At 47.2% G+C, this 19,428-nt stretch carries 24 protein-coding genes and 1 pseudogene; 9 read left to right on the top strand and 16 right to left on the bottom strand.

The genetic code is table 11. The features are described 5' to 3' along the window. Window positions 1–26 precede the first annotated feature (26 nt). Together Dvar_RS12730 and Dvar_RS12725 are read right to left on the bottom strand one after the other, a co-directional pair. On the bottom strand, window positions 27–812 hold the full coding sequence (locus Dvar_RS12730; protein WP_419662082.1) for an electron transfer flavoprotein subunit beta/FixA family protein: 786 nt from the start codon (window positions 810–812) through the stop codon (window positions 27–29). 255 nt (window positions 813–1,067) lie between these two features. Further along, complete coding sequence (locus tag Dvar_RS12725; protein WP_419662081.1) at window positions 1,068–1,220, bottom strand: hypothetical protein; 153 nt, start codon at window positions 1,218–1,220, stop codon at window positions 1,068–1,070. On the opposite strand from Dvar_RS12725, the gene Dvar_RS12720 reads away from it, so the two are divergent. From Dvar_RS12720 to Dvar_RS12695, 6 genes and pseudogenes are all read left to right on the top strand, one after another. After that, complete coding sequence (locus Dvar_RS12720; RefSeq protein WP_419662080.1) at window positions 1,219–2,244, top strand: molybdopterin-binding protein; 1,026 nt, start codon at window positions 1,219–1,221, stop codon at window positions 2,242–2,244. The genes Dvar_RS12725 and Dvar_RS12720 overlap by 2 nt on opposite strands. Window positions 2,245–2,281: 37 nt before the next feature. Further along, window positions 2,282–3,157, top strand: coding sequence for an FAD binding domain-containing protein (locus Dvar_RS12715; protein ID WP_419662079.1), 876 nt, complete (start codon window positions 2,282–2,284; stop codon window positions 3,155–3,157). A gap of 42 nt (window positions 3,158–3,199) precedes the next feature. After that, window positions 3,200–3,652 (top strand): (2Fe-2S)-binding protein, encoded by a 453-nt coding sequence (locus Dvar_RS12710; protein ID WP_419662078.1) that lies wholly within the window; start codon window positions 3,200–3,202, stop codon window positions 3,650–3,652. An 87-nt stretch (window positions 3,653–3,739) separates the two neighbouring features. Beyond that, window positions 3,740–6,088: a xanthine dehydrogenase family protein molybdopterin-binding subunit gene (locus Dvar_RS12705; protein ID WP_419662077.1), complete on the top strand. Its 2,349-nt coding sequence runs from the start codon at window positions 3,740–3,742 to the stop codon at window positions 6,086–6,088. A gap of 68 nt (window positions 6,089–6,156) precedes the next feature. After that, window positions 6,157–6,348 (top strand): annotated as a pseudogene (locus Dvar_RS12700) (ThiF family adenylyltransferase); the annotation flags it as partial. After that, complete coding sequence (locus Dvar_RS12695) at window positions 6,341–6,481, top strand: MoaD/ThiS family protein (protein ID WP_419662076.1); 141 nt, start codon at window positions 6,341–6,343, stop codon at window positions 6,479–6,481. The pseudogene Dvar_RS12700 and the gene Dvar_RS12695, both read left to right, overlap by 8 nt. A gap of 155 nt (window positions 6,482–6,636) precedes the next feature. On the opposite strand, the gene Dvar_RS12690 is transcribed toward Dvar_RS12695, so the two are convergent. Both Dvar_RS12690 and Dvar_RS12685 read right to left on the bottom strand, forming a co-directional pair. Further along, window positions 6,637–7,095 (bottom strand): class I SAM-dependent methyltransferase, encoded by a 459-nt coding sequence (locus Dvar_RS12690; protein WP_419662075.1) that lies wholly within the window; start codon window positions 7,093–7,095, stop codon window positions 6,637–6,639. 273 nt (window positions 7,096–7,368) lie between these two features. Continuing rightward, complete coding sequence (locus Dvar_RS12685; RefSeq protein WP_419662074.1) at window positions 7,369–7,653, bottom strand: hypothetical protein; 285 nt, start codon at window positions 7,651–7,653, stop codon at window positions 7,369–7,371. A gap of 73 nt (window positions 7,654–7,726) precedes the next feature. Here Dvar_RS12685 and Dvar_RS12680 point away from each other — a divergent pair, with 73 nt between their 5' ends. Next, the gene (locus Dvar_RS12680; RefSeq protein WP_419662073.1) at window positions 7,727–7,864 is read left to right on the top strand and encodes a helix-turn-helix domain-containing protein; all 138 of its coding nucleotides are present in this window, start codon (window positions 7,727–7,729) and stop codon (window positions 7,862–7,864) included. Between the two features lie 189 nt (window positions 7,865–8,053). Here the strand turns inward: Dvar_RS12680 and Dvar_RS12675 are convergent, their stop codons facing one another. Next, window positions 8,054–8,431, bottom strand: a complete 378-nt coding sequence (locus Dvar_RS12675) for a putative zinc-binding protein (protein ID WP_419662072.1) — start codon at window positions 8,429–8,431, stop codon at window positions 8,054–8,056. Window positions 8,432–8,499: 68 nt separating this feature from the next. Between Dvar_RS12675 and Dvar_RS12670 the strand changes: the two genes are divergently transcribed. After that, on the top strand, window positions 8,500–8,718 hold the full coding sequence (locus tag Dvar_RS12670) for a hypothetical protein (RefSeq protein ID WP_419662071.1): 219 nt from the start codon (window positions 8,500–8,502) through the stop codon (window positions 8,716–8,718). On the opposite strand, the gene Dvar_RS12665 is transcribed toward Dvar_RS12670, so the two are convergent. The 9 genes from Dvar_RS12665 to Dvar_RS12625 all read right to left on the bottom strand — a co-directional run bounded on the left by Dvar_RS12665 (window position 8,708) and on the right by Dvar_RS12625 (window position 15,978). Then, on the bottom strand, window positions 8,708–9,577 hold the full coding sequence (locus Dvar_RS12665; protein WP_419662070.1) for an alpha/beta fold hydrolase: 870 nt from the start codon (window positions 9,575–9,577) through the stop codon (window positions 8,708–8,710). The two genes, Dvar_RS12670 and Dvar_RS12665, sit on opposite strands and share 11 nt — an antisense overlap. Window positions 9,578–9,586: 9 nt before the next feature. Beyond that, window positions 9,587–9,937 carry an SAM hydroxide adenosyltransferase gene (locus tag Dvar_RS12660; protein WP_419662069.1) on the bottom strand — a complete coding sequence of 117 codons (351 nt, stop codon included), beginning with the start codon at window positions 9,935–9,937 and terminating at the stop codon, window positions 9,587–9,589. Between the two features lie 199 nt (window positions 9,938–10,136). After that, window positions 10,137–10,598, bottom strand: a complete 462-nt coding sequence (locus tag Dvar_RS12655; RefSeq protein ID WP_419662068.1) for a class I SAM-dependent methyltransferase — start codon at window positions 10,596–10,598, stop codon at window positions 10,137–10,139. Between the two features lie 329 nt (window positions 10,599–10,927). Further along, the gene (locus Dvar_RS12650) at window positions 10,928–12,502 is read right to left on the bottom strand and encodes a serine hydrolase domain-containing protein (RefSeq protein WP_419662067.1); all 1,575 of its coding nucleotides are present in this window, start codon (window positions 12,500–12,502) and stop codon (window positions 10,928–10,930) included. A gap of 207 nt (window positions 12,503–12,709) precedes the next feature. Further along, complete coding sequence (locus tag Dvar_RS12645) at window positions 12,710–12,964, bottom strand: HAD hydrolase-like protein (protein WP_419662066.1); 255 nt, start codon at window positions 12,962–12,964, stop codon at window positions 12,710–12,712. A gap of 115 nt (window positions 12,965–13,079) precedes the next feature. Next, window positions 13,080–13,523: a hypothetical protein gene (locus Dvar_RS12640; RefSeq protein WP_419662065.1), complete on the bottom strand. Its 444-nt coding sequence runs from the start codon at window positions 13,521–13,523 to the stop codon at window positions 13,080–13,082. 66 nt (window positions 13,524–13,589) lie between these two features. Continuing rightward, the gene (locus Dvar_RS12635; protein WP_419662064.1) at window positions 13,590–14,174 is read right to left on the bottom strand and encodes a hypothetical protein; all 585 of its coding nucleotides are present in this window, start codon (window positions 14,172–14,174) and stop codon (window positions 13,590–13,592) included. Window positions 14,175–14,970: 796 nt separating this feature from the next. Continuing rightward, window positions 14,971–15,339, bottom strand: a complete 369-nt coding sequence (locus tag Dvar_RS12630) for a restriction endonuclease (protein ID WP_419662063.1) — start codon at window positions 15,337–15,339, stop codon at window positions 14,971–14,973. Between the two features lie 3 nt (window positions 15,340–15,342). Beyond that, the gene (locus Dvar_RS12625; RefSeq protein WP_419662062.1) at window positions 15,343–15,978 is read right to left on the bottom strand and encodes a hypothetical protein; all 636 of its coding nucleotides are present in this window, start codon (window positions 15,976–15,978) and stop codon (window positions 15,343–15,345) included. 325 nt (window positions 15,979–16,303) lie between these two features. Between Dvar_RS12625 and Dvar_RS12620 the strand changes: the two genes are divergently transcribed. Next, the gene (locus Dvar_RS12620; RefSeq protein WP_419662061.1) at window positions 16,304–17,161 is read left to right on the top strand and encodes an IS110 family transposase; all 858 of its coding nucleotides are present in this window, start codon (window positions 16,304–16,306) and stop codon (window positions 17,159–17,161) included. 1,687 nt (window positions 17,162–18,848) lie between these two features. Here the strand turns inward: Dvar_RS12620 and Dvar_RS12615 are convergent. Together Dvar_RS12615 and Dvar_RS12610 are read right to left on the bottom strand one after the other, a co-directional pair. Beyond that, window positions 18,849–19,160, bottom strand: a complete 312-nt coding sequence (locus Dvar_RS12615) for a Txe/YoeB family addiction module toxin (RefSeq protein WP_419662060.1) — start codon at window positions 19,158–19,160, stop codon at window positions 18,849–18,851. Beyond that, window positions 19,138–19,416 carry a type II toxin-antitoxin system Phd/YefM family antitoxin gene (locus Dvar_RS12610; RefSeq protein WP_419662059.1) on the bottom strand — a complete coding sequence of 93 codons (279 nt, stop codon included), beginning with the start codon at window positions 19,414–19,416 and terminating at the stop codon, window positions 19,138–19,140. Before Dvar_RS12610 ends, Dvar_RS12615 begins: the two co-directional genes overlap by 23 nt. Between the last annotated feature and the right edge of the window lie 12 nt (window positions 19,417–19,428).

Genomic DNA, 19,428 nt, shown 5'->3' with positions numbered 1-19,428 from the left:
CCAATGAAAGTAATGAAGCAAAAAAATTAGAACACTTTCGCTTCACTGGATAGTAGATTGACAACCTGGGCAGTAATCTCGGCGGGATCGCCTTCAAATTTTTGCCCGGCCTGACGCGATTCTGACTTCATGAATTCCACAATTTCAGATTTCTTCGCGTTGCCACCGACTTCATCAAAAGAGGTACCCAGGGCACCCAGATCCATCACCGCGATTTTCTTTTTCTTGGCCATCATGATGCTGCGCATCTGGGGCAGTCTCGGCTCATTAATACTATCGCTCACCGTAACCACACCGGGAAGCGTCATTTCGACGATTTCAGTGCCGGCATCGCCCAACCGGGAAACTTTGATGGTCTGATCATCAATGGGTTCAATGGCGACCACATTGCTCACACAGGGAATCCCCAGGTTTTCCGCCAGCATGATACCTGTCTGACCATTGTCTGTATCCTGGGCTTGCTTGCCGGTGATAATCAGATCGTAATCGCCCTTTTCAGCCACTTTCTGCAGCACTTTGGCATACACGGATGAATCGGCCCCTGCAAGGGACGCGTCATCAATTTGAATCGCGTTTTCAATGCCCATGGCAAAGCCTTTACGGATAATCTTGGTGACGTCTTCACCGCCACCGATGCTGACCAGTGTGGTTTCCGCTTTGTTGTTCTCTTTGAGTTGGACAGCGGCTTCCACTGCATTTTCATCCCAGGCGTTCATGACGTACTGCAGCCCGTCCTCAACAATTGTCCCGTTCTCCACGTTGATGTTCAGTTCCACATCAACGACCTTTTTGATGGTTGTGAGAATCTTCAATTTGTCCTCCCGATTTTTATTTGGTTCGGTCGCAAGCTCGAAATATTATTAGAAAATGCCAATCCCCCAACAATGTAACTCGTTTTTTATTAATATGTTAAGCTTGTTTGGCTGTCAAGAGTTTTTTAGAATTATTACCATTTCCGGCCCCCACCCCGGCAGATTCTTATGCAATGGCCAACGTCTTTTCCAATATTCACCATAATGAACCTATAATTACAGCCCAAATAAATATAGAGAATTTCCAGTAAAGTTTTAAAATACTGTTATTATTTTATTTTTTATAATTTTGTCTGCTAAATAAACAATAAAACTTGACAATGATTTATTCCATAAAGTATCTTGTTGTTCATTATAATGATTTTTTTCTTCTTCCTTACCAATCATTAACAATTGGAGTTCCCCCATGAAAACGGTTCCTGTGCAAGATGCAGTCGGAAAGATGCTGTGTCACGATATCACTCAAATCGTACCTGGATTCTTCAAAGGCAGGGCGTTTAAAAAAGGTCGCATCATTAAGCAAGCGGATGTGGACAAACTGCTCGACATGGGAAAAGCCAATATTTATGTCCAGGATATGAAACCGGGAATGCTGCATGAGGATGAGGCTGCCAGGCGGATCGCCGAAGCGGCTGCGGGCGGCGGTCTGCGTCTGTCGGAACCGGCCGAAGGGAAAGTCAATTTGATCAGCACCGAAAAGGGGCTGCTTTCGGTGAACACCGACGCCCTGAGCCGGATCAATGAGGTCGAGGATATCATGTTTGCCTCCAGGCACACCCACTTTCCCGTTCAGCCGGACATGCCCGTTGCCGGCACACGGATCATACCTTTATATACGGACGAGGAAAGAATCCAGACCGTCGAGGCGATCTGCCGTCATTTCTATCCGCTGGTCGAGGTCAAGCCCTTCACCCCTGTCAAAGTCGGTGTGGTGACCACGGGAAGTGAGATCTATCATGGCCGCATCGAAGACAAATTCGGTCCGGTGCTGCGTAAAAAATTCGAGGAACTGGGCAGTGAGGTCATTGAACAGCGTTTTGTTTCCGATGACATTCAAATGACCGTTGATGCCATTCATGAATTGATTGCCAGGGGTGCCGAGTTCATCGCCTTGACCGGTGGGATGTCCGTGGACCCGGACGACCAGACGCCCACCAGTATCCGCGTTTCGGGTGCCCGTGTGGTGACTTACGGCGCCCCTGTCCTGCCCGGTGCCATGTTCATGCTCGCCTATATGGGAACCATCCCGGTGGTTGGCCTGCCGGGATGTGTCATGTATTACCACGCCAGTATTTTTGACCTGGTGATTCCAAGACTATTGACCGGCGAAACACTTACCAAAAAAGACATCGCCGCCATGGGACACGGCGCATTCTGCGCAAACTGCCCGGATTGCCGGTATCCGGATTGCCCGTTCGGCAAGATGGGTTGATTTCAATATCAAATTCACACTTCTAAGGAGGGGACGGATGCTATTGCCAAGGTTTGAATTTCATGAGCCGGCTTCAATCGATGAAGCCTGCGAGATTATGGCGACCTATGGTCCAAAAGCCAAAGTGTTGGCCGGTGGAACAGATCTCATGGTGAACATGAAGAAAAAAATTCTCGCACCAGAAAACATTGTCTGTCTTTCAAAGCTCGACCCCATGCACAGTATCGAGGACAAAGGCGATCAGATCGTGATTGGCGGTCGTTACACGGTTGCCGAGCTGACCGTGGATGCACTGGTTGAAAAAAAGATAGGTGCGCTGCGCTCGGGTGCCCGGGCTTTAGGCTCGCCCCTGGTGCGCAACCGTGCCACGATCGGCGGCAATATCGGCTCAGCACGTCCGGCTGCAGACCTGCCACCGTCGCTCATCGCCTATGGTGCAACCGTCACGCTGCAAAGCAGCAAGGGCAAAAGAGAAGTTCTCTTGGGAGAGTTCTTCAAGGGTCCGGGTTTCACCGAAATGCGTCCCGAAGAAATACTGACCACCATCACCGTGCCAGTGCCAAGTGACGGTGAAGGTGCCGGTTACATCAACCTGGGTGTACGCAAGGCCCAGGACTGTAACGTGGTCAACGTCGCATCGTTCATCGCTCTGGATGCAGCCGATGGCAGCATTAAAGATGCCCGCATCGTTTTGGGTTCCGTCGGCCCGACACCGCTTCGCGCCAGCACTGCGGAAGACGTGCTCAAAGGGGAAAAACCGGATGAGGCCCTTTTTCGCAAAGCCGGTGAGGCCGCAAGGCAGGACTGCACCCCGATTGATGATTTCAGGGGGTTGGCCAGCTACCGCAAGGCCATGGTGGGGGTCCTGACCAAACGGACCTTGGATATCGCTTTTGCGCAGGCCACGGCATAGTACGGACAAAGGCTAACCGCTCACTTTGAGAAGGAGAGGACAATGAAAAAACTGATTCAATTGACGGTGAATGACCGAGAGGTTGAGATCGCCGTTGAACCCAATATGACCCTTACCGACCTGATTCGTTATGAAATCGGACTGACCGGAACCAAAAAAGGATGCGAGACCGGCGACTGCGGCGCCTGTACCGTATTGCTCAACGGCCTGCCGGTCAACTCCTGTCTGGTGCTGGCGGTTCAGGCCAATGGCTGCACGGTTGAAACCATTGAAGGGTTGGAAACCGAAGATGGACTCCATCCGGTTCAGGATGCATTTGTAGAACATGGCGCCATCCAGTGCGGTTTTTGCTCGCCCGGAATGATCCTCTCGGCCAAGCATCTGCTGGACAAGAATCCCAACCCCGACGAAAGCGAAATCCGTGCGGGGATCGCAGGCAACCTTTGCCGGTGCACGGGTTACCAGAAGATTATCGATGCGATCAAAAGCGTTTGAGACCGGGCATCTCCACCCAAGCCCATCGAACCCCTTTACGATCGGCCATGCGAGAATGGCAATACCAACGAGAGGATAAAAAATATCATGAGTGACCATAAAGTGATCAACAGCAGGGCCAGGAGAATTGACACGCCCGCCAAGGCCACCGGTCGGGCAATCTATGTGGACGACCTTAGCAAGCCCGGCATGTTGTATGGCGCATTGCTGCAAAGCCCCCATGCCCATGCCAAAATTTTAAGCATCGACACCTCGGCCGCCGAGGCGCTGCCCGGCGTCAAGTGCGTCGTCACGGCCAAGGAAGCCGGCTTGGTCAAATATGGCGTCAGCCCGGCCCGCTATGATGAAACCGTGTTCTGCCATGACCGGGTGCGCTATGTGGGCGATGAAATCGCCGCCGTGGCAGCCATTGACAAGGAAACCGCCGAAAAAGCCGTATCCCTTATCAATGTGGAGTATGAACAGCTGCCGGTATTGCTCACCATCGAGGATGCCATGGCTGACGGTGCGCCGTTGCTGCACGAGAAATACCCGCGCAATATCACCGGCGAGGTTCATCAGGAATTCGGTGACGTGGCGGCGGCATTCAAGGAGTGCGATCTGATCAAAACCACCACGGTCAAAAACAAACGCCAGGACGGCGGCTTCATCGAGCCCCAGGGATGCCTTGCCGAAGTGGATCTGGACGGCACCCTGAACCTGATCAGCTCGACCCAGTCACCCCACTATATTCAGCGCACCGTGGCCATGGTGCTGGGACTGGACGTGGGCAAGGTACGGGTGAAAAAAATGTATGTGGGTGCCGGGTTCGGCCCCAAGGCCGGCACCAACCCCATGGAACTGGCCTGCAGCCTGATGGCGCTGAAAACCGGCAAACCGGTAAAAATGAACTACTCCCGTGAGCAGGTGTTCATGTTCAACCGCGGACGCCACGCCTTCACCCACAAAATCACCATCGGCGTCAAAAAAGACGGCACCCTGATGGCCCTGGAGCATGAGTGCTACCTGGACGGCGGTGCCTACGCCAGCTTCGGCCCGGCCACGGTCTACTACGCCGGATCGCTGTTGGCCGGCCCCTATAAACTGCCCAACATGAAATACGACGGCTGGCGCATCTACACCAACAAACCGGCCTGCGGCGCCCAGCGCGGGCACGGTGCGGTGATTGCCCGGGCCGCCTTTGAGCAGCAGCTGGACATGATTGCCGAAGAACTGAATATCGATCCCAAGGAACTGCGCCAGAAGAACATGATGGAGACCGGCGACACCACCTGCAACGATCTGAACATGAGCAGCTTCGGCATGGCCGAATGCCTGGATGCGGTGACCGGTGGATCGGATTGGGAGGCCAAAAAAGGCAAACTGCCCAAGGGCAAGGGCATTGGCCTGGCCTGCGGATTCTTCGTTTCCGGCGCCGGTTTTCCCATCTACCGCTCCGACACCTACCATGGCACGGTAATGATCAAACTGACCGAGGACGGTGGCACCGTGCTGGTCTACACGGCCTCTGCCGAAATCGGCCAGGGCTCGGACAGCGCCTTTGCCATGATCGCCGCCGAAGCCCTGGGCGTTCCCCTGGAATGCATCCGGCTGGCCTCGGGCGACACGGATATGGGTGTGGACCTGGGGGCCTACTCCAGCCGCCAGACCCTGATGACCGGCCACGCCACCAAAGACGCGGCGGAAGATGTCAAACGCCAGATTCTGGAAGTGTTGTCCGACGAACTGGACGTGCCGGTTGAAGGCATCGATATCGTCGAAGGCCGCATCACCTTCGACCGCCCGGTGGATTTCAGTGAGCTGCGCACCCGCTACATCAAAGAGCATCGCGGCTGGACAGACAACCCGGATACCGAATACCTCACCTTCAAAGAGGCCTCGCGCATCGCCTACCTGAAAAAAGGCACCATCGTGGGCACCGGCAAATACAAACCCCACTTTTTGGGAGGCACCTACAAGGGCGCGGCCGTGGGCACGTCTCCGGCATACGGCTGCAGCGCCCAGGTGGCCGAGGTCGAAGTGGATATGGAAACCGGCCAGATTACCATCGTCCAGATCGTCGACGCCCATGACTGCGGCAAAGCCATCAACACCACCTCCGTGGAGGGGCAGATGCAAGGCTCCATCTCCATGGGCATCGGCGAGGCCATGCATGAGGAAGTCAAATTCGACGCCAAGGGCAATGTCATCAACAACGACCTTGCCGAGTACAAAATGGTCACGGCCCTGGATATGCCGCCCGTGGACGCCATCGTCGTTGAGACCAACGAGCCCAATGGCCCCTTTGGTGCCAAAGAGGTAGGCGAAGGCGCCATCATGCCGACTATTCCAGCCCTTCTCAATGCGGTCTACGATGCCATCGGCGTACGTATCTTTGAGCTGCCGCTGACACCGGAACGGGTCTACAACGCGATTCAAGAGGCAAACAAAGAGTAGATTCGTTTCTTTTTGGTTGAGAAAGAGGCTGGCCTGGCCTTGAATCGGGCCGGCCTCTTTTGTCTTTTATGAATGGAAAGGATATTCTCATGGCCGCCCGCTTGTCCGAAGACGAGATGTGTCGATACCGGCGCCAGCTGATCATGCCCGATATCGGTGCTGCCGGTCAAAAGCGCCTTAAGCAAGCGAGCGTGATGATCGCCGGCGTGGGCGGTCTGGGCGGATTGTCTGCTTTGCACATGACCGCCGCCGGTGTTGGACGCCTTGTTATCACGGGACCCGGATCTGATTGTGGAATTGAACGGCCGATTCATCTACCCGCGGGACTATGCCACGACCATAGTGCAATCAGGCGATGAAATTGAGTTTATGAATCCGGATTTTGGGGGGTGAATCTTATTTGTTTTTAAATGTCCTTTTTCTCAAATTTTTTTATGCAGCATTGGGGCTAACATTGCTTATCGGCGGGCTCTCGCCTTTTACTTTGCGGCAAAAGCTTTGTTCGCTTTCTTCTCTTCCTCATAATCACTGTTTGGACTCAATTGCGATTATGAGCGCCGCCCGACAACCTCCATCAACGACTTCACCGTTGCCTCGGGAAGATACATTAGCACCCACCGACCGTAAACGCCATCCACGCTTTTCTCTTGAAGATCAAATGTTTCCAGATTAGCCGCCCTTGTCTCAATATTAAAAAGACCTACGGCCTCTGCTTGCGCCCTTAATAGCGGGAGAGAGCGTTCTCCATCTCGATCCACGGCAATAACGTTTCCCTCCGACCCGACAATTTGTGCCAGATCGAGAGTTGTATATCCGGGGCCGCAACCAAGATCGACCAGAGTTGCCCCCTTGCTAAATGCAGCTCTGGAGATGAACCGTTGGTTTTCTTTGGCCCAGACGTGATGCTGATACCTTAGCCGTTCTATCTCCTTATGAGTATAACCAAAGCGGTACTCGTCGGTTTCGTTGGTCGATGCGAGTGCATCAATTTTTATTATATCCCCCATCGTTCTGCCTTTCCAGAAACGAACCCCCTTTTGGTTCGATTATCGAGGATCAATTTGGCAAACGCAAACAAAAGGCCGGAAAATCTTTCACCCTGAACAAATTTCACATTGAATAAGTAATGCGGAAGTGAGCGGCCGGGAGATGTGTGACTACGGAATTATTGTTTCAAAAAAAGGCACGTTACAGTTGAGGGCAACAAAAGCGCACGGTTTCTACAGGTCCCGTTCAACGGTGTTGTTGAGCCACTTATTCTGACCAAGGTTTAATTTTCTTCAGTATCGAGCCAAGGGTTGCTCCGCAACTTCTGTATCATGTGCGGCTTGGGCGCGTAGCCAGTAACCATTGGATAAACCCAAAAAAAGGAACGCCGGGGAGACCTGCCCTTGTTGATTCGGCATATCGCCCGCAATCTTTGCGCCGATCGCGGCATCCCCCTGCCAGCCATTTCCAAGGCAACCATGCAGATTCTGCTCAACTACGATTACCCGGGCAATGTCCGCGAATTGGAAAGCATCCTCGAACACGGACTGACCATCTGCCGTGAGGCGGTTATCCATCCCGATCTCCGGCCAGATTATGTCAGGCATCTAACCAGCCAAGCAGAAGCCCCCGGCGCAAATCGTTCTTTCCATGTCCCCCACCCCGGAACACCAACGGATCCTGGAGGCGTTGGAAAAAACCGGTGGGCATCTCCTCAAAGCAGCCCGAAAACTAGGCATGGAGTGCACCACCTTGTGGCACAAAATGAAAAAATACGGCATTGGGTGAGCGCTGCAATATAGCCTAGTGTCCGTCCAGAAATAGGTTAATTTGGTCGAGATCAAGACGCGCAAAAAATTTTACCACAGGCGCCCGAAGGAAGTGCCCTTGGGGTGCATATGGTTGATATTCCGAGGATAAAATTTTTCGCGCAACGCCGATATCGGGCAAATTAGTCATTTCTGAATGGGCAATAGCCTAATGTTGCAACAGTCTGTGTACTTCAGTTCTTAAAAATAGATAAATCTTCTCCTGCAAATCTGCCGATGGTAATATCTTCTCTTTTTTTATTTTAAGTTGAGACGTCAGTTCAAGGTATGTGTCAACGGTCATCCCCTCCCTTTCAAAAAGTTTTGCACCGCATCGCAAACTACAGGCATCAACAAGTAATCGCTTATCCGCTGATTTTAGCATTTCTTTCAACTTACCAGGTATTACCACGGCTGGGAGGCAGGCTATTTTTACATCCTCGGGGTTCTCTTCCCAAAGCCTGATGCAGGCCTTGGACGCTGATACACCTGTAGCACAGCCACCAAAGCAGGTATAGAGAAACAACCGCCATCGTTTTTTTAACATGGCATTCCTTTAAAATTGTGTGTTTATAATCTTGTTGAATTCACAATTTTATCTTCAATATTATAAAAATGGAAGTCCTGACCGGCCTGGTGAAGGAATTGAAGGTGTTCGACAACTGGAGCAACTGGCCTAAAAAAGGAACCCGTGTCGTCACTTTGCCGGAGGGGGTGTATACAGTGCGAATCACCAACATCAGGGACACAAAACAGGTGCTGGAATTCGAGGCGGTTACGATAGGCGCGGAAAAAAGCCAGACCATTACTGCGGCCTTTCCCTTCAAACAATAAATGACAGCGTCGAAAAAAGTCCATTTGTGCCGAACAAATGCTCTTTCAGCCAACCGCTCAGTACAGCGAAGAAATCGTCCTTTGCGTGTTTTTCGATCTCGGGATCATGACCGCATCGAGGAAATTCGTGGTACTGCAAGTGAGGTATGTACCGCTGCAGGGTATCCCGGATCATCGATCCCGGATGAGGATCGTCGGCGCCATGTAGCATGATCGCTGGAATCTTCACGGAAGTGAATGACTGTGGGTAGATGCCCGTTTCTTGGGATCGCAGCATGTCTTGCCAAGTTTCTGTATGGCCTTGTACGTCGAACGGTTCGGGTGCCAGAGAGGCATCGTCAATGGTCAACGGCTCATAGGTGTCGGTCATCCCGTGCCACTTCATCATCTGCGCACCTATGTCCAGTTGCAGGTCAGCCTTATGCTCGGGGTGCTTGGATATGTAGTCGGCGATCTTCAGCCTTCGTTTTTGGGCGATGACCTTACGGGATGCCTTGTCAAATGTCCCGCAGCCAACAAGTGCTATGCTGTTGATCGTTTCCGAGTGTTCTGCCGCGTAGGCCAAGGCCAGCATGGCACCCCACGACGAACCGACAAGGGCGGGTTTCTCGCCTTTACAGTGAGAAAGGATTAGGTTGCGCAGATCCTGAATGTGAACTCCGACAGTCAGCGGTATTTCGCCGCTTCTGCGTTGCCACGGCTCGATCACACGGAAATCGCGGGATAGCCCTTGGGCCATTCGCACTGCGCTACCCGTCGCACCTGGCCCACCGTGCAGGGTGATCACTAAGGGACCGTGGTCTCCATGGAAGCGAATACGGCGGTTTCTATTCCAGCCTATCTGGTCTGTCATGTTCATCTGTCACTCTTAGGTGTCGTTAAAATCCCTGGCAATACATATAGTGTCGCCTTTTCCACATCCTGCCGTTTCGGATGCATTGGCGAAATTCCGAGCGATTCGCAGGCATCCGTTTGCGACATGGAATGCAATCCACTCCCCGCGCGGCACATCACCATAGCTGGTTCCGTACAGCGGCTTAAAAGTCTTTTCGCCAAATTTGAACAGGAATCGCTCTCCTTTGCTAATGGAAAGTTTCTCCATGACTTCCTTCACGAACTCCGTAATGAAGTTTCCATAGACTGGGTGAACCTCCAAGATCTTCCCATACGCCGATCCGTCTCTGAAATCACTGACAGATTTCAGCTTATCAGGCTGCATCGTTGCTCCTCTGATAAACTCAGCCGACCTGGGCAAATTGCCGGGAGCGTTGTAAAAGCCGAATTTTTTCATAAACCAAGGACTTTTAAAAAGTCGATAGCCCCCCGGGCACGAGGAGCGTTTTGTTATCTTTTTTCTGTTACATATAGATAAAAAGATACGGCTTTCCCTTCCATTTGAAAATTCTCTGCCACAAACTCTATTTTTTTAGCAGAAAAAATCCATTGTTTTTAATCAGGTCAAAAAGATATTTACTACTATGCTGATAATTTACCAATCCGTTCTTGCCTCTTGGCTTTTCGATATATTTTGACTGCTGTTGATTGGAATTCTCTTCGACAATAAACGCCCATATTCCCGTTTTTTTTAATACCCTCGAAATTTCAGAAAATAGAGCATCTAATTGAGGAATAAAATAAAGGACAGCATTCGCACTTACATGGTTAAAATAATTCGCTTGATATGGCAGTGGCGTATTGTTAAGGTCAAATTGCCGTAAGTCTGCTGCAATATTTTTTTGTTTACACGCTTCAAGCATTTCGTCTGAGTAATCAAGACCATAAATTTCTAAACCTGCTTTGTGAAATGCTGTTGCGCTTAATCCCGTTCCGATACCTATATCTAAGATTTTATCATCTGTTTTAAGGTACTCATAAACCATTCCAAATAAAATTTCAGCACCATACCATTTCTGTTGCTTTACTGCGTCATCATATCTTTCCGCAAATTCTTTTTTGAAAAATAAATTTTTTTTCTGAATTCATTCTTTATGCCTTCAACGAGTTTTTTTTGAAGATAACCCCCAAACCGAAACCTGTATTAACCGCCCCCGGAACCCCGCAAAATGATAAATGTTGTAAAAAGCTTCGGCCTTTCCCGGTCCGATTGAATAACGGGTTCGGTGGCTTGTCCAACGACGATCCGCTTCGGTAGCCGCCCGTGACCGACGACCAGAATCTGAACAGCGACGCGAAATCGTATATGGTTCTGTCACTTCCGGCGTACGCGCCCCACGATCAAGTGCTCGCCGTACAAACCGGTCTGGTCGCGAATCGAGAGGCGCATCCGATCATCCTCGAACTCCACGCTAAAGACAAAGGCGTTCGGGCCGTACGACTCGACATAGTCTATATCGAGCCGACTCGGTCCACGCCACGCAGCGCGGATAGCGACCGCATAGCCGCGCGGACCAGCAGGGGTGATCCGGTAGCGCCCGTCAAAACCGAGCATAAATCTGAACCATCCCGCTGCACCGCTCCCCATGGCGTCAGACAGTTTGAGCGATAAGGTGGGCTCTGCTGCCTGGAAATCGAAGCCTACGCGTTCGAAGCCCAGCGGATTGGCGTCCATCTCATAGGTACGTCCAGAGACGCGGCCGGCAAGTTCGGGCAACGCTGCAGGAACCGCCTTCGGTTCGGAGCGCGCGGCGGCCAGGGCGTCTTCGAGCTGGCCGAACAGGGCTTCGTTCTCAGGAAGCGCCTTCCCGCCACGTATCGCATTGGAGAGGAACGGAACGAACAGCCCCGGTTCGAACCCAGCGCCGGTGGTGACAACAACCAGATCGAGTTCAGGCCATATCACAATACGCTGCCCGCCGCGACCTCGCGCCTCGAACGCGCCGTGCAGATCGCGGCTTGGAACCCACCAGCCGAGTCCGTAACCATCTCCACCGGCGCTGGTGGGACCACGGGACTGCGCCGCGGTCGTGGCCCAGCCTGCGGGCAGCAGTCGCCGCCCGTCCCATACGCCGTCGTGGAGCATCAGCAGTCCGACCTTCGCCATGTCGCGCGGGTGCAGGCGCAAGTCGCCCCAGCCATGACTTAGCCCCGCAGGATCGCTTGGCCAGTCCCAGTCAACAATTCCCATGGGAGCGAAGATGGTGGTGGCAGCAAAGTCCGCCTCACTTTCGCCTGTGGGTTCGGTAATCGCCGCGGAAAGCAGATGCATGCCAGGGCTACAGTAAGCGAAGCGTCGTCCGGGCGTACATGACATCGGGAGATCGAGAGTGAAGTCAACCCAATCGGGACTCTGCATCATCGCGATCAGTTCCGGCTCGCCTGGCGGCGAAAGGCCACACGCGAGGCCGGAGCGCATCGAGGCCAGGTGCTCGAGCGTGATCTCTCGTTTCACGCGGTTCATCGAAGGCCGTTTCCGGTGCAGCAATGCTGCAATGGATCGATCGAGGCGGTCCAGTTTGCCCGAGTGGATCGCGGCGCCCAGAAGCGTAGTAGTAACCGATTTGGTGACCGAAGCAACGTCATGCGGGCTTTCTCCGTCATAGGGATAGAAAACGGCGTCAAAGACAATAACTCCGTGACGAACGATAAGAATGTCGTGGACGCCGAAGTCTTTGCGTGCGGCAAAGGCAAGCAGGTCGATGAGCACGCTGCTGTCGATACCTTGAGACTCGGGGCTGGCAGTATCCCAGCGTGCCGTCGGCCAGTGCCCTGAGACTGCCGGTGACAGTGCGGGCGCTCGCGCACAGCCAGCCGCGACGACAAGAACAAGCACCCCGACCGTGAAGAGCGCACCCGGGAACCCCGCCACGGATTCAGGCTTGCGCATATGCCACCTCCTGAATTGAAGCCGAACAGCCGGTTTCAGTGCGTAGCCATAGGTTATCTACTGTAAACCGATGGTTGGACAGCATCATACTCCCAGCAATTCTATCACTTTCTCCATGGTGACTAACGTCTTTTGGGATACATGCTCTGGGGTCATATTGAGTATTTGTAGCAAAAAATTATGAATTCTCATTATTATTGCCCCTTTTCAGTCTGATTTTTTCACTTTATTCGATAAGTATAATGCCATTTTAAGTGGCCGGGCAGAGCTGCTAAGAAAATTTTTACCAGTGATCGCTTTGAAAGATTCATCCAGTGGAGGACCAATATACTGCGCGATATCAAAAATCGGTATTTCTTCGTGTCCAAAAAACGAAAGTGCATAATTAAATGAACGAGCGATTCCATCAATAGGATCACTTATCGTACCGTCAAGATCAAACTGAAGAAACGTATCATTCATAATGATTACTCTCTGGCGGCAATAACAGGCTGGAAAAAGCATGTAAAAGCTTCGAAGAAGAGAGTATGGAAAAGGCATAGGCTATAAAAAAAGAGCCATTTTTTCCCAGTCATAGTTAATTGCCTTGATATATAATTTCCCCATTCGACTTTTTGTTACTATTCAGTTTTAAAAAAGCAATAGTATAAACTAAAGTCATCCATAATAGAAAAAAGGCATTTATTCCTGCCTGAAAAATTGTCGAAATGATATTTGGAAATATATATAGGAAATTAATGATATCTATAATTGGTACGGTGTAAACCAACCCTATCACCAGTAGCGACCAAAAGTTATTAGTCGTTAATTCCCAGCTTCTTTTCAAAGATCCTAATATTCTTTTTTCCTCTAAAATGATTGCTTGGCTGAAGAGCGCCATCTTTATCCCTATATAAACACCTGGAATAATGAGAAAAATTATTCCTATAAACATAATGGATACATATATTAAATTAGCAATTATCAGAGATAATAGATCTATTGAAAACAAATCTGATTGTTTTTTTCCAAGAAAAATCATCAGTTTTTATCTCTGTTACATATTTTATAATTACACCAGAAATTAATGGTATGATTATGAAAGAATTTAAAAAAAATTTAAATTTAGATTTAATTTAAATACTATTTCAGTGATTAAGATAATTAAAACTAAAAGTAAAAGATTTGGATTTATAATAAAAAACTGAAACCCTTCTTTCATGACTCTGAATGGATTAATACTGATGTTTTGAATTTTCGGATTTTGTTTTTTTAAAAGGAGCGAGTCTTCTATTCCTCTATTAAAAAACTCCTCTTTAATTATTTCCTGAATTATTTCCTCATTCTCATGGTTTAGAGCATCTATCAACTCTTCATCTGAAAGCTCTTGGATTTTTGTTTGTATGGTCGATAACCTAAAAAAATCATAAGGTCCAGTAGAATTAATCCTATCTTTTTCTTCACTTTGTCCATTTTTTTCTATAATTTCACTTTTCACCCGGTTGATTTTATTTTCTAACCCTCTCTCCTTACATATTTCTGCTATTAAATCATAAACTCCTTCTTGATAATTTTCTCGAGGCGAAAGCGCCTCTTCTACCAAAGCTTCATCAGAATAATTATCGAATATTTGCTGTATTTTTTTTATTTCCATTTCATTTATTATATAACCCCGCCGGTCACTTGTTGCCATGAAGCTTCAGCGTAATAGCAATCTGATGCACTGGCTTGTTAGCTTACTCTTTTATCATTATTCCAGAAACTAAATCGCTTATAAACTCACGGTATATTTGAATTGAATTTAAAACAAATTCATCATCGACGGTTATATCTGTTGTTTCAAAAACAGTATCATGCCTTTCTATTCTAACAGCTGTCTTTTTTTACGCCATTTTGAACACACTGAGATGTTTTTTTGGGATAGATCTAATTCCCCTGCAGTATGTGAAAGGATATTTCTAATATTTTGCAAAAGAAGTTATTCGTTCCCACTGCTTTGTTGAAAATGATGCATTAATACTGTGGGTTTTCGATAAATATACTTTTGCCCTTTAAATATCCTGCCCTGGAAAATCTTTTAGTCCCTTTTCTGATCCTGATATGGCGTGATCTATTTTACAAATATCATTATTAGTTTTCAAATAAATTATAGCCTGCTACAAACATTACCGACCAATGTATGCTCGGAAATAGACTGCCTATGTAGTACTGTTCAGTTTCAAAATGGGAATAAAATCTCTCTTTCTGATTTTCTGAGACCCTGCTTAATGATTCATTAAATTTATCTGATAGAATTTCTTGTTCATTATTAAATATACTCTTTACGAATGTACAGTGCCCCAAAAAAAATATAGGTCTAAATCAAAATATAGTTCAGCAATATATCCCCAATCGAGAATCATTTAACGTTCCTTGTATTGAAGCTAACTATGCTCACGGGGCGCGCGTTTTTTGCGCCCGTACAGCAAATTGTTGGTTAGTTAAATCCATTAACTTGCAGAAACGTCATGCAGCCAATGTTTTATAAACTCATAATAATGAAGTGCTAAACGGCTTGAAAATGTTTCAGCTCTCTGCCTCGCATCAGAACTAAAGGATGTAGTTGTAGCAATTATTCCTTTTGTAGCATTTTCAAACTGCATTACACCAATTAGATTCCTTATTACGTCAATTCCGACTCGTCTATTTTCAGCATATCGCTTGCACTCAATTAAGAATGTCTCATTACCTGTATATTTATTATGGCGTACAGCCAATATGTCGTACCCCCCATCCCTTGATTCTGGAATTAGTTTTACATCAAAGCCCTCTTTCCTGAAAAGCGCCGCAACCAACTGTTCAAATGCACGCGGTGGCATGCTTCACATTTCTTCAGGATTTTTTGAAAAATATTTAACAAGTTCATCCTCAAAACTTGGCACCCAAATCCTTGTTGATTCTAAACATAATGAGGGTTTTGTGGTTGAATCAAAGTCATATAATATTTCGGTTTGAGTATCTTCGTCAGATATTTGAACTTCACAAGCCCCCCATCCTTGCGATGTTTCTGAACCAATATTTCGAATAGATAGTAAGGATAGACGAAGCGCCATATCCTCAACTGTATTGGTTGGAATTCTTGAATGAATCAATCCACTGAAAATAGTTCCTTCAGGAACGAATTCTTCATCATTAATAATATTTGTTTTTACAGAACCAGTTTCATTTTGAATTTGTATACTGTTCTGAAAATCCGTCGTTGAAAATTCTTCGGTGAATGCAGATGATACTAAAATTTGGCCCGCTCTTGCCACATCATGCGTGAGAGTCCCAAATAAATCATCTGATAAACCTTGCGGTGCAATTTTTGACTCAGTAATTTTGCTAAATGATTGTCTAATTGACCTTTTTACAGATACAGAAGAAATAAAAATACGACCATCGTTAGTCCAATGTAGTCTCTTTATTGGTAACTTTAATGGTGTTCGTAAAATTATTTTAAATTTAAGATTGCTCAATTAAATTTCCTAAATGAATCTTCATGTTATCTTAGAAACCCATCGGGCTGCGGGTAATCCGCAGCCCGATGGCGTGGTGCGAAGCGCCACGCCATCGTTTCAGTTCACAAGGGCGCAGGTTCAGTCGAAAGCTTTCGCTAATGAAAAAAAAAGTTTCAAAAAACGACGCATTTCAATAATGCCACAGCCCCTGCGCTCTGGTGGAACTGATTGATACTAGTTATGGCCTCCCGAAGAAACGGGGCCGAAGTTAAACCCTCTTACTTGCACCGGTAAACTTCTGTTACCCCTAACATTAGTTTTCCAAAGCAAAAGGAGGCATAGCATGAAATTTTACAATCAGCAGCACAAGTACTATTGCGGTATCGATCTGCATGCCAGGAAAATGTACGTTTGTATCCTGAACCACAAGGGAAAGGTCGTCGTCCATGAAAACATCAAAACCGATCCCGAACTCTTTTTCGAACTGATCTTTTCCTTTCTTGAAGACGTCGTTGTCGGGGTTGAATGCGTCTTCTGCTGGTACTGGCTTGCTGATCTTTGTAGTGATCACAAAATTGACTTTGTCCTTGGACATGCATTGTACATGAAAGCCATGCACGGCGGCAAAACAAAAAACGATAAAATCGATTCCTACAAGATCGCCATGTTAATTAAAGGTGGCAATTTCCCAACCGCCTATCCCTATCCAGCAAAATGGCGGGCCACGCGGGATCTTTTGCGAAGACGCATGTACATTTCAAGACGATGCAGTGAACTGGTCGCCCATATCACCAATACCAACACCCAATACAATCTGCCGGCATTCAAGAAAAAGCTGTCTCGCAAATATAATCACGACGGTGTTGCCGAACGGTTTGACGATCCCGAAGTCAGAAAGAGCATTGAGGTGGATCTGGAAATGATCAATGCCATGAACCAAACCCTTAAGAAACTCGATGGGAAATGGGCCGGTCACACCAACAAGAAAATCGGCAATCATCATCTCAAATGGGCTATCAAGGAAGCTGCTATTCTCATGCTCAGAGACTCACCTGAAGCGAAATATTTCGTTGCCAAACTAGAACGTAAATATAACAAGGGCAAGGCCCTGGGAATCTTTACTCACAAGTTGGGCCGAGCCATCTGTTTCATGCTCAAAAACAAAGAGGCATTCGATATGAAACGATTCTTCGATCAATAGGTTTGGAACCGGAGGGTGTCAGCTTGTCGCATAACTGAGATCACACGGGTGGATCTGATCCTCTCAATTCATGACATGCAGCCCAGACTGCGAAAAAAGAGTGGACCCAATGCCCTTAAGCTCAAAAAAATTGATTGGCGGCATCCTCCGGTTCCATCCCCGGATACGGATTGTTTAACAAGTGATGATCACGTTCTGGCCCTTATCCGAGTGACACCCTAACTGGGCGTTTATAATGACGAGCCGATTCTTTTGGCTGCGCCGGAATAAGGGTCCGAAATATATTCTGAAGCCATCCTAAGATGGCACGCTGATTGTCAAAGAACCTATTTGGCAGATCAGTCAATCCCGATAGATGTTTGGTGCAGACGCGTTATCAAAACGCTCTGACGCCGGCGATCGAAGACGCAAGTTAGAACAAGCGAGTTGCTTGTTGAGAAATCTGAATTAAGAGACGGAACAAGTAGCATTAGATTTTTTTACCCTTCCGATCCGAGGGTGAAGTTTTTTCTTGACAAGGGGAGGCCATATAGATGTTATACTTTTATGGTTTAATTATCCAAACTATCAATGAACTCAATTGCAGATGAAAGGTCGGCACCGGTTAATTCTCGCAACATTTTAAGTGCCTTTATTCTGTCGCCCTTTTTTACTAACTCTCTTATTTCATCAATTTTTATTTTTGGCAATATGATAGACTTATTATTTCTATTAACCAGATATAAAGGTTTTGTATCTCTGAAACTATAAAAAGCAGCGTAAAAACAATAAAAAGCATAAAAAATAAACCAACACAAAAAAATAATGCCATAAATCCGCCACTATCATAACGATATTTAGTAATAAATGGTGATAGGCTATACCCCATTGTCTTGCTATAACCAATCGTATAAATGAAAACTATGATGCTGAGAATTAGACTAATCCAACCTTTACTAAAATAGAGCATATTATCTACAAGTATAACGGACAGCTTTATGGAATACAATCTCGATTTGTGATCCAGCACAATGTTCTTTAATTCCACCCAACACTCGTAGAGAAAAAGCATGCCCACTTCGGTTTCTTAACTCAAATGCATTTTCCTTTATTTTCCCACATACAGGTGATGTACCTCTATAGCAATGAGTATTCAATTTAATAGCACTTCTCAACAAGGATGGGGACCGATCTACCTGCTCATTTAAGATCTCAATAATTTCATAAGGCTTAAAAGGAGATGTATATGTCATTTTATAAACGCTGAACGCAAAACTAAGGGGCCGGGAGTTAATACTTACAAAACTCATTGGGATCTTCGTAGATCTTTATTTATTGATTTTTAGAAGTGCTACCGTTTATCCCATTTCCGTTTAAGTTATATGTTAGAAATTGCTTATTTTCTTTATAATGATACCATACCCTCCACCAAGCAGAATCAGCAAAAAAATAGTGAAGCATAATTTTAAATATTGCGGTTTATAATGCCTTACCACGGATTCCAATTTCATGTTTTTGAAAATAAACATGTAACACTCTACAGCTAAAAACATAAACCAATAACTGTATAAATTGTGTTTGACACAGCAAATTTTAATGGAGCTTCGCTCTTATGTTTACCGAGATTGCCATCTGCCAAATTTTTCCACAGATATCCACTACGAATTTGAGTAATGGGCGTTCCGACAAATAAATAACCAGACATACACTAATAATGATAACGAGCTTGAACAAAATCAATTCTTTCATGTCCCACAACATAGACCAATCGGTGTTCTTGGGTGATCCGGCGCGACCATACACCAGAACCAAGAAATTTTAATGGTTCTGGTTTTCCAATTCCTTGGAAGGGGTCACGTATGATTGCCTCTATCAATTGAAAAATGCGAAGCGCAGTTTTACGATCTGTCTCAACCCAGCATTTTAGGTCCTCTCTAAATTCGGGTTGAAAGATCGACTCTCGTTGAGCTTTATTTTGAGTCTTTTTAGTGCGCCGTTTACTCAAATCCAACCTCTTCACGCAGCGCTTCAATCGATTGGGAAATACCTGACGCCTTTTTGACCCTTTCAAGGGTGGTGAGTAGGCGCTTTGCGTTGGCTGGTGAGCGCAACAAATGTGCGGTTTCTAGAATTCCGGCCAATTCGTCGGCAGTGATCATCGCCACATCCTCGCTGCCACGTCTTTGAATAATAACGATTTCGCGATTTTTAGTAACTTCATCCAATAGAGAAGCCAACTTAGCTCTTGCATGAGTATATGTTGTTTGAATTGCCATTTTTACCCCCAA

Origin of the sequence: Desulfosarcina variabilis str. Montpellier, assembly GCF_048565275.1 — a bacterium.
GTDB classification, from domain to species: domain Bacteria; phylum Desulfobacterota; class Desulfobacteria; order Desulfobacterales; family Desulfosarcinaceae; genus Desulfosarcina; species Desulfosarcina variabilis.
The sequence above is the reverse complement of the archived record's forward strand: the minus strand, read 5'-3'. Positions and strand labels throughout refer to the sequence as shown.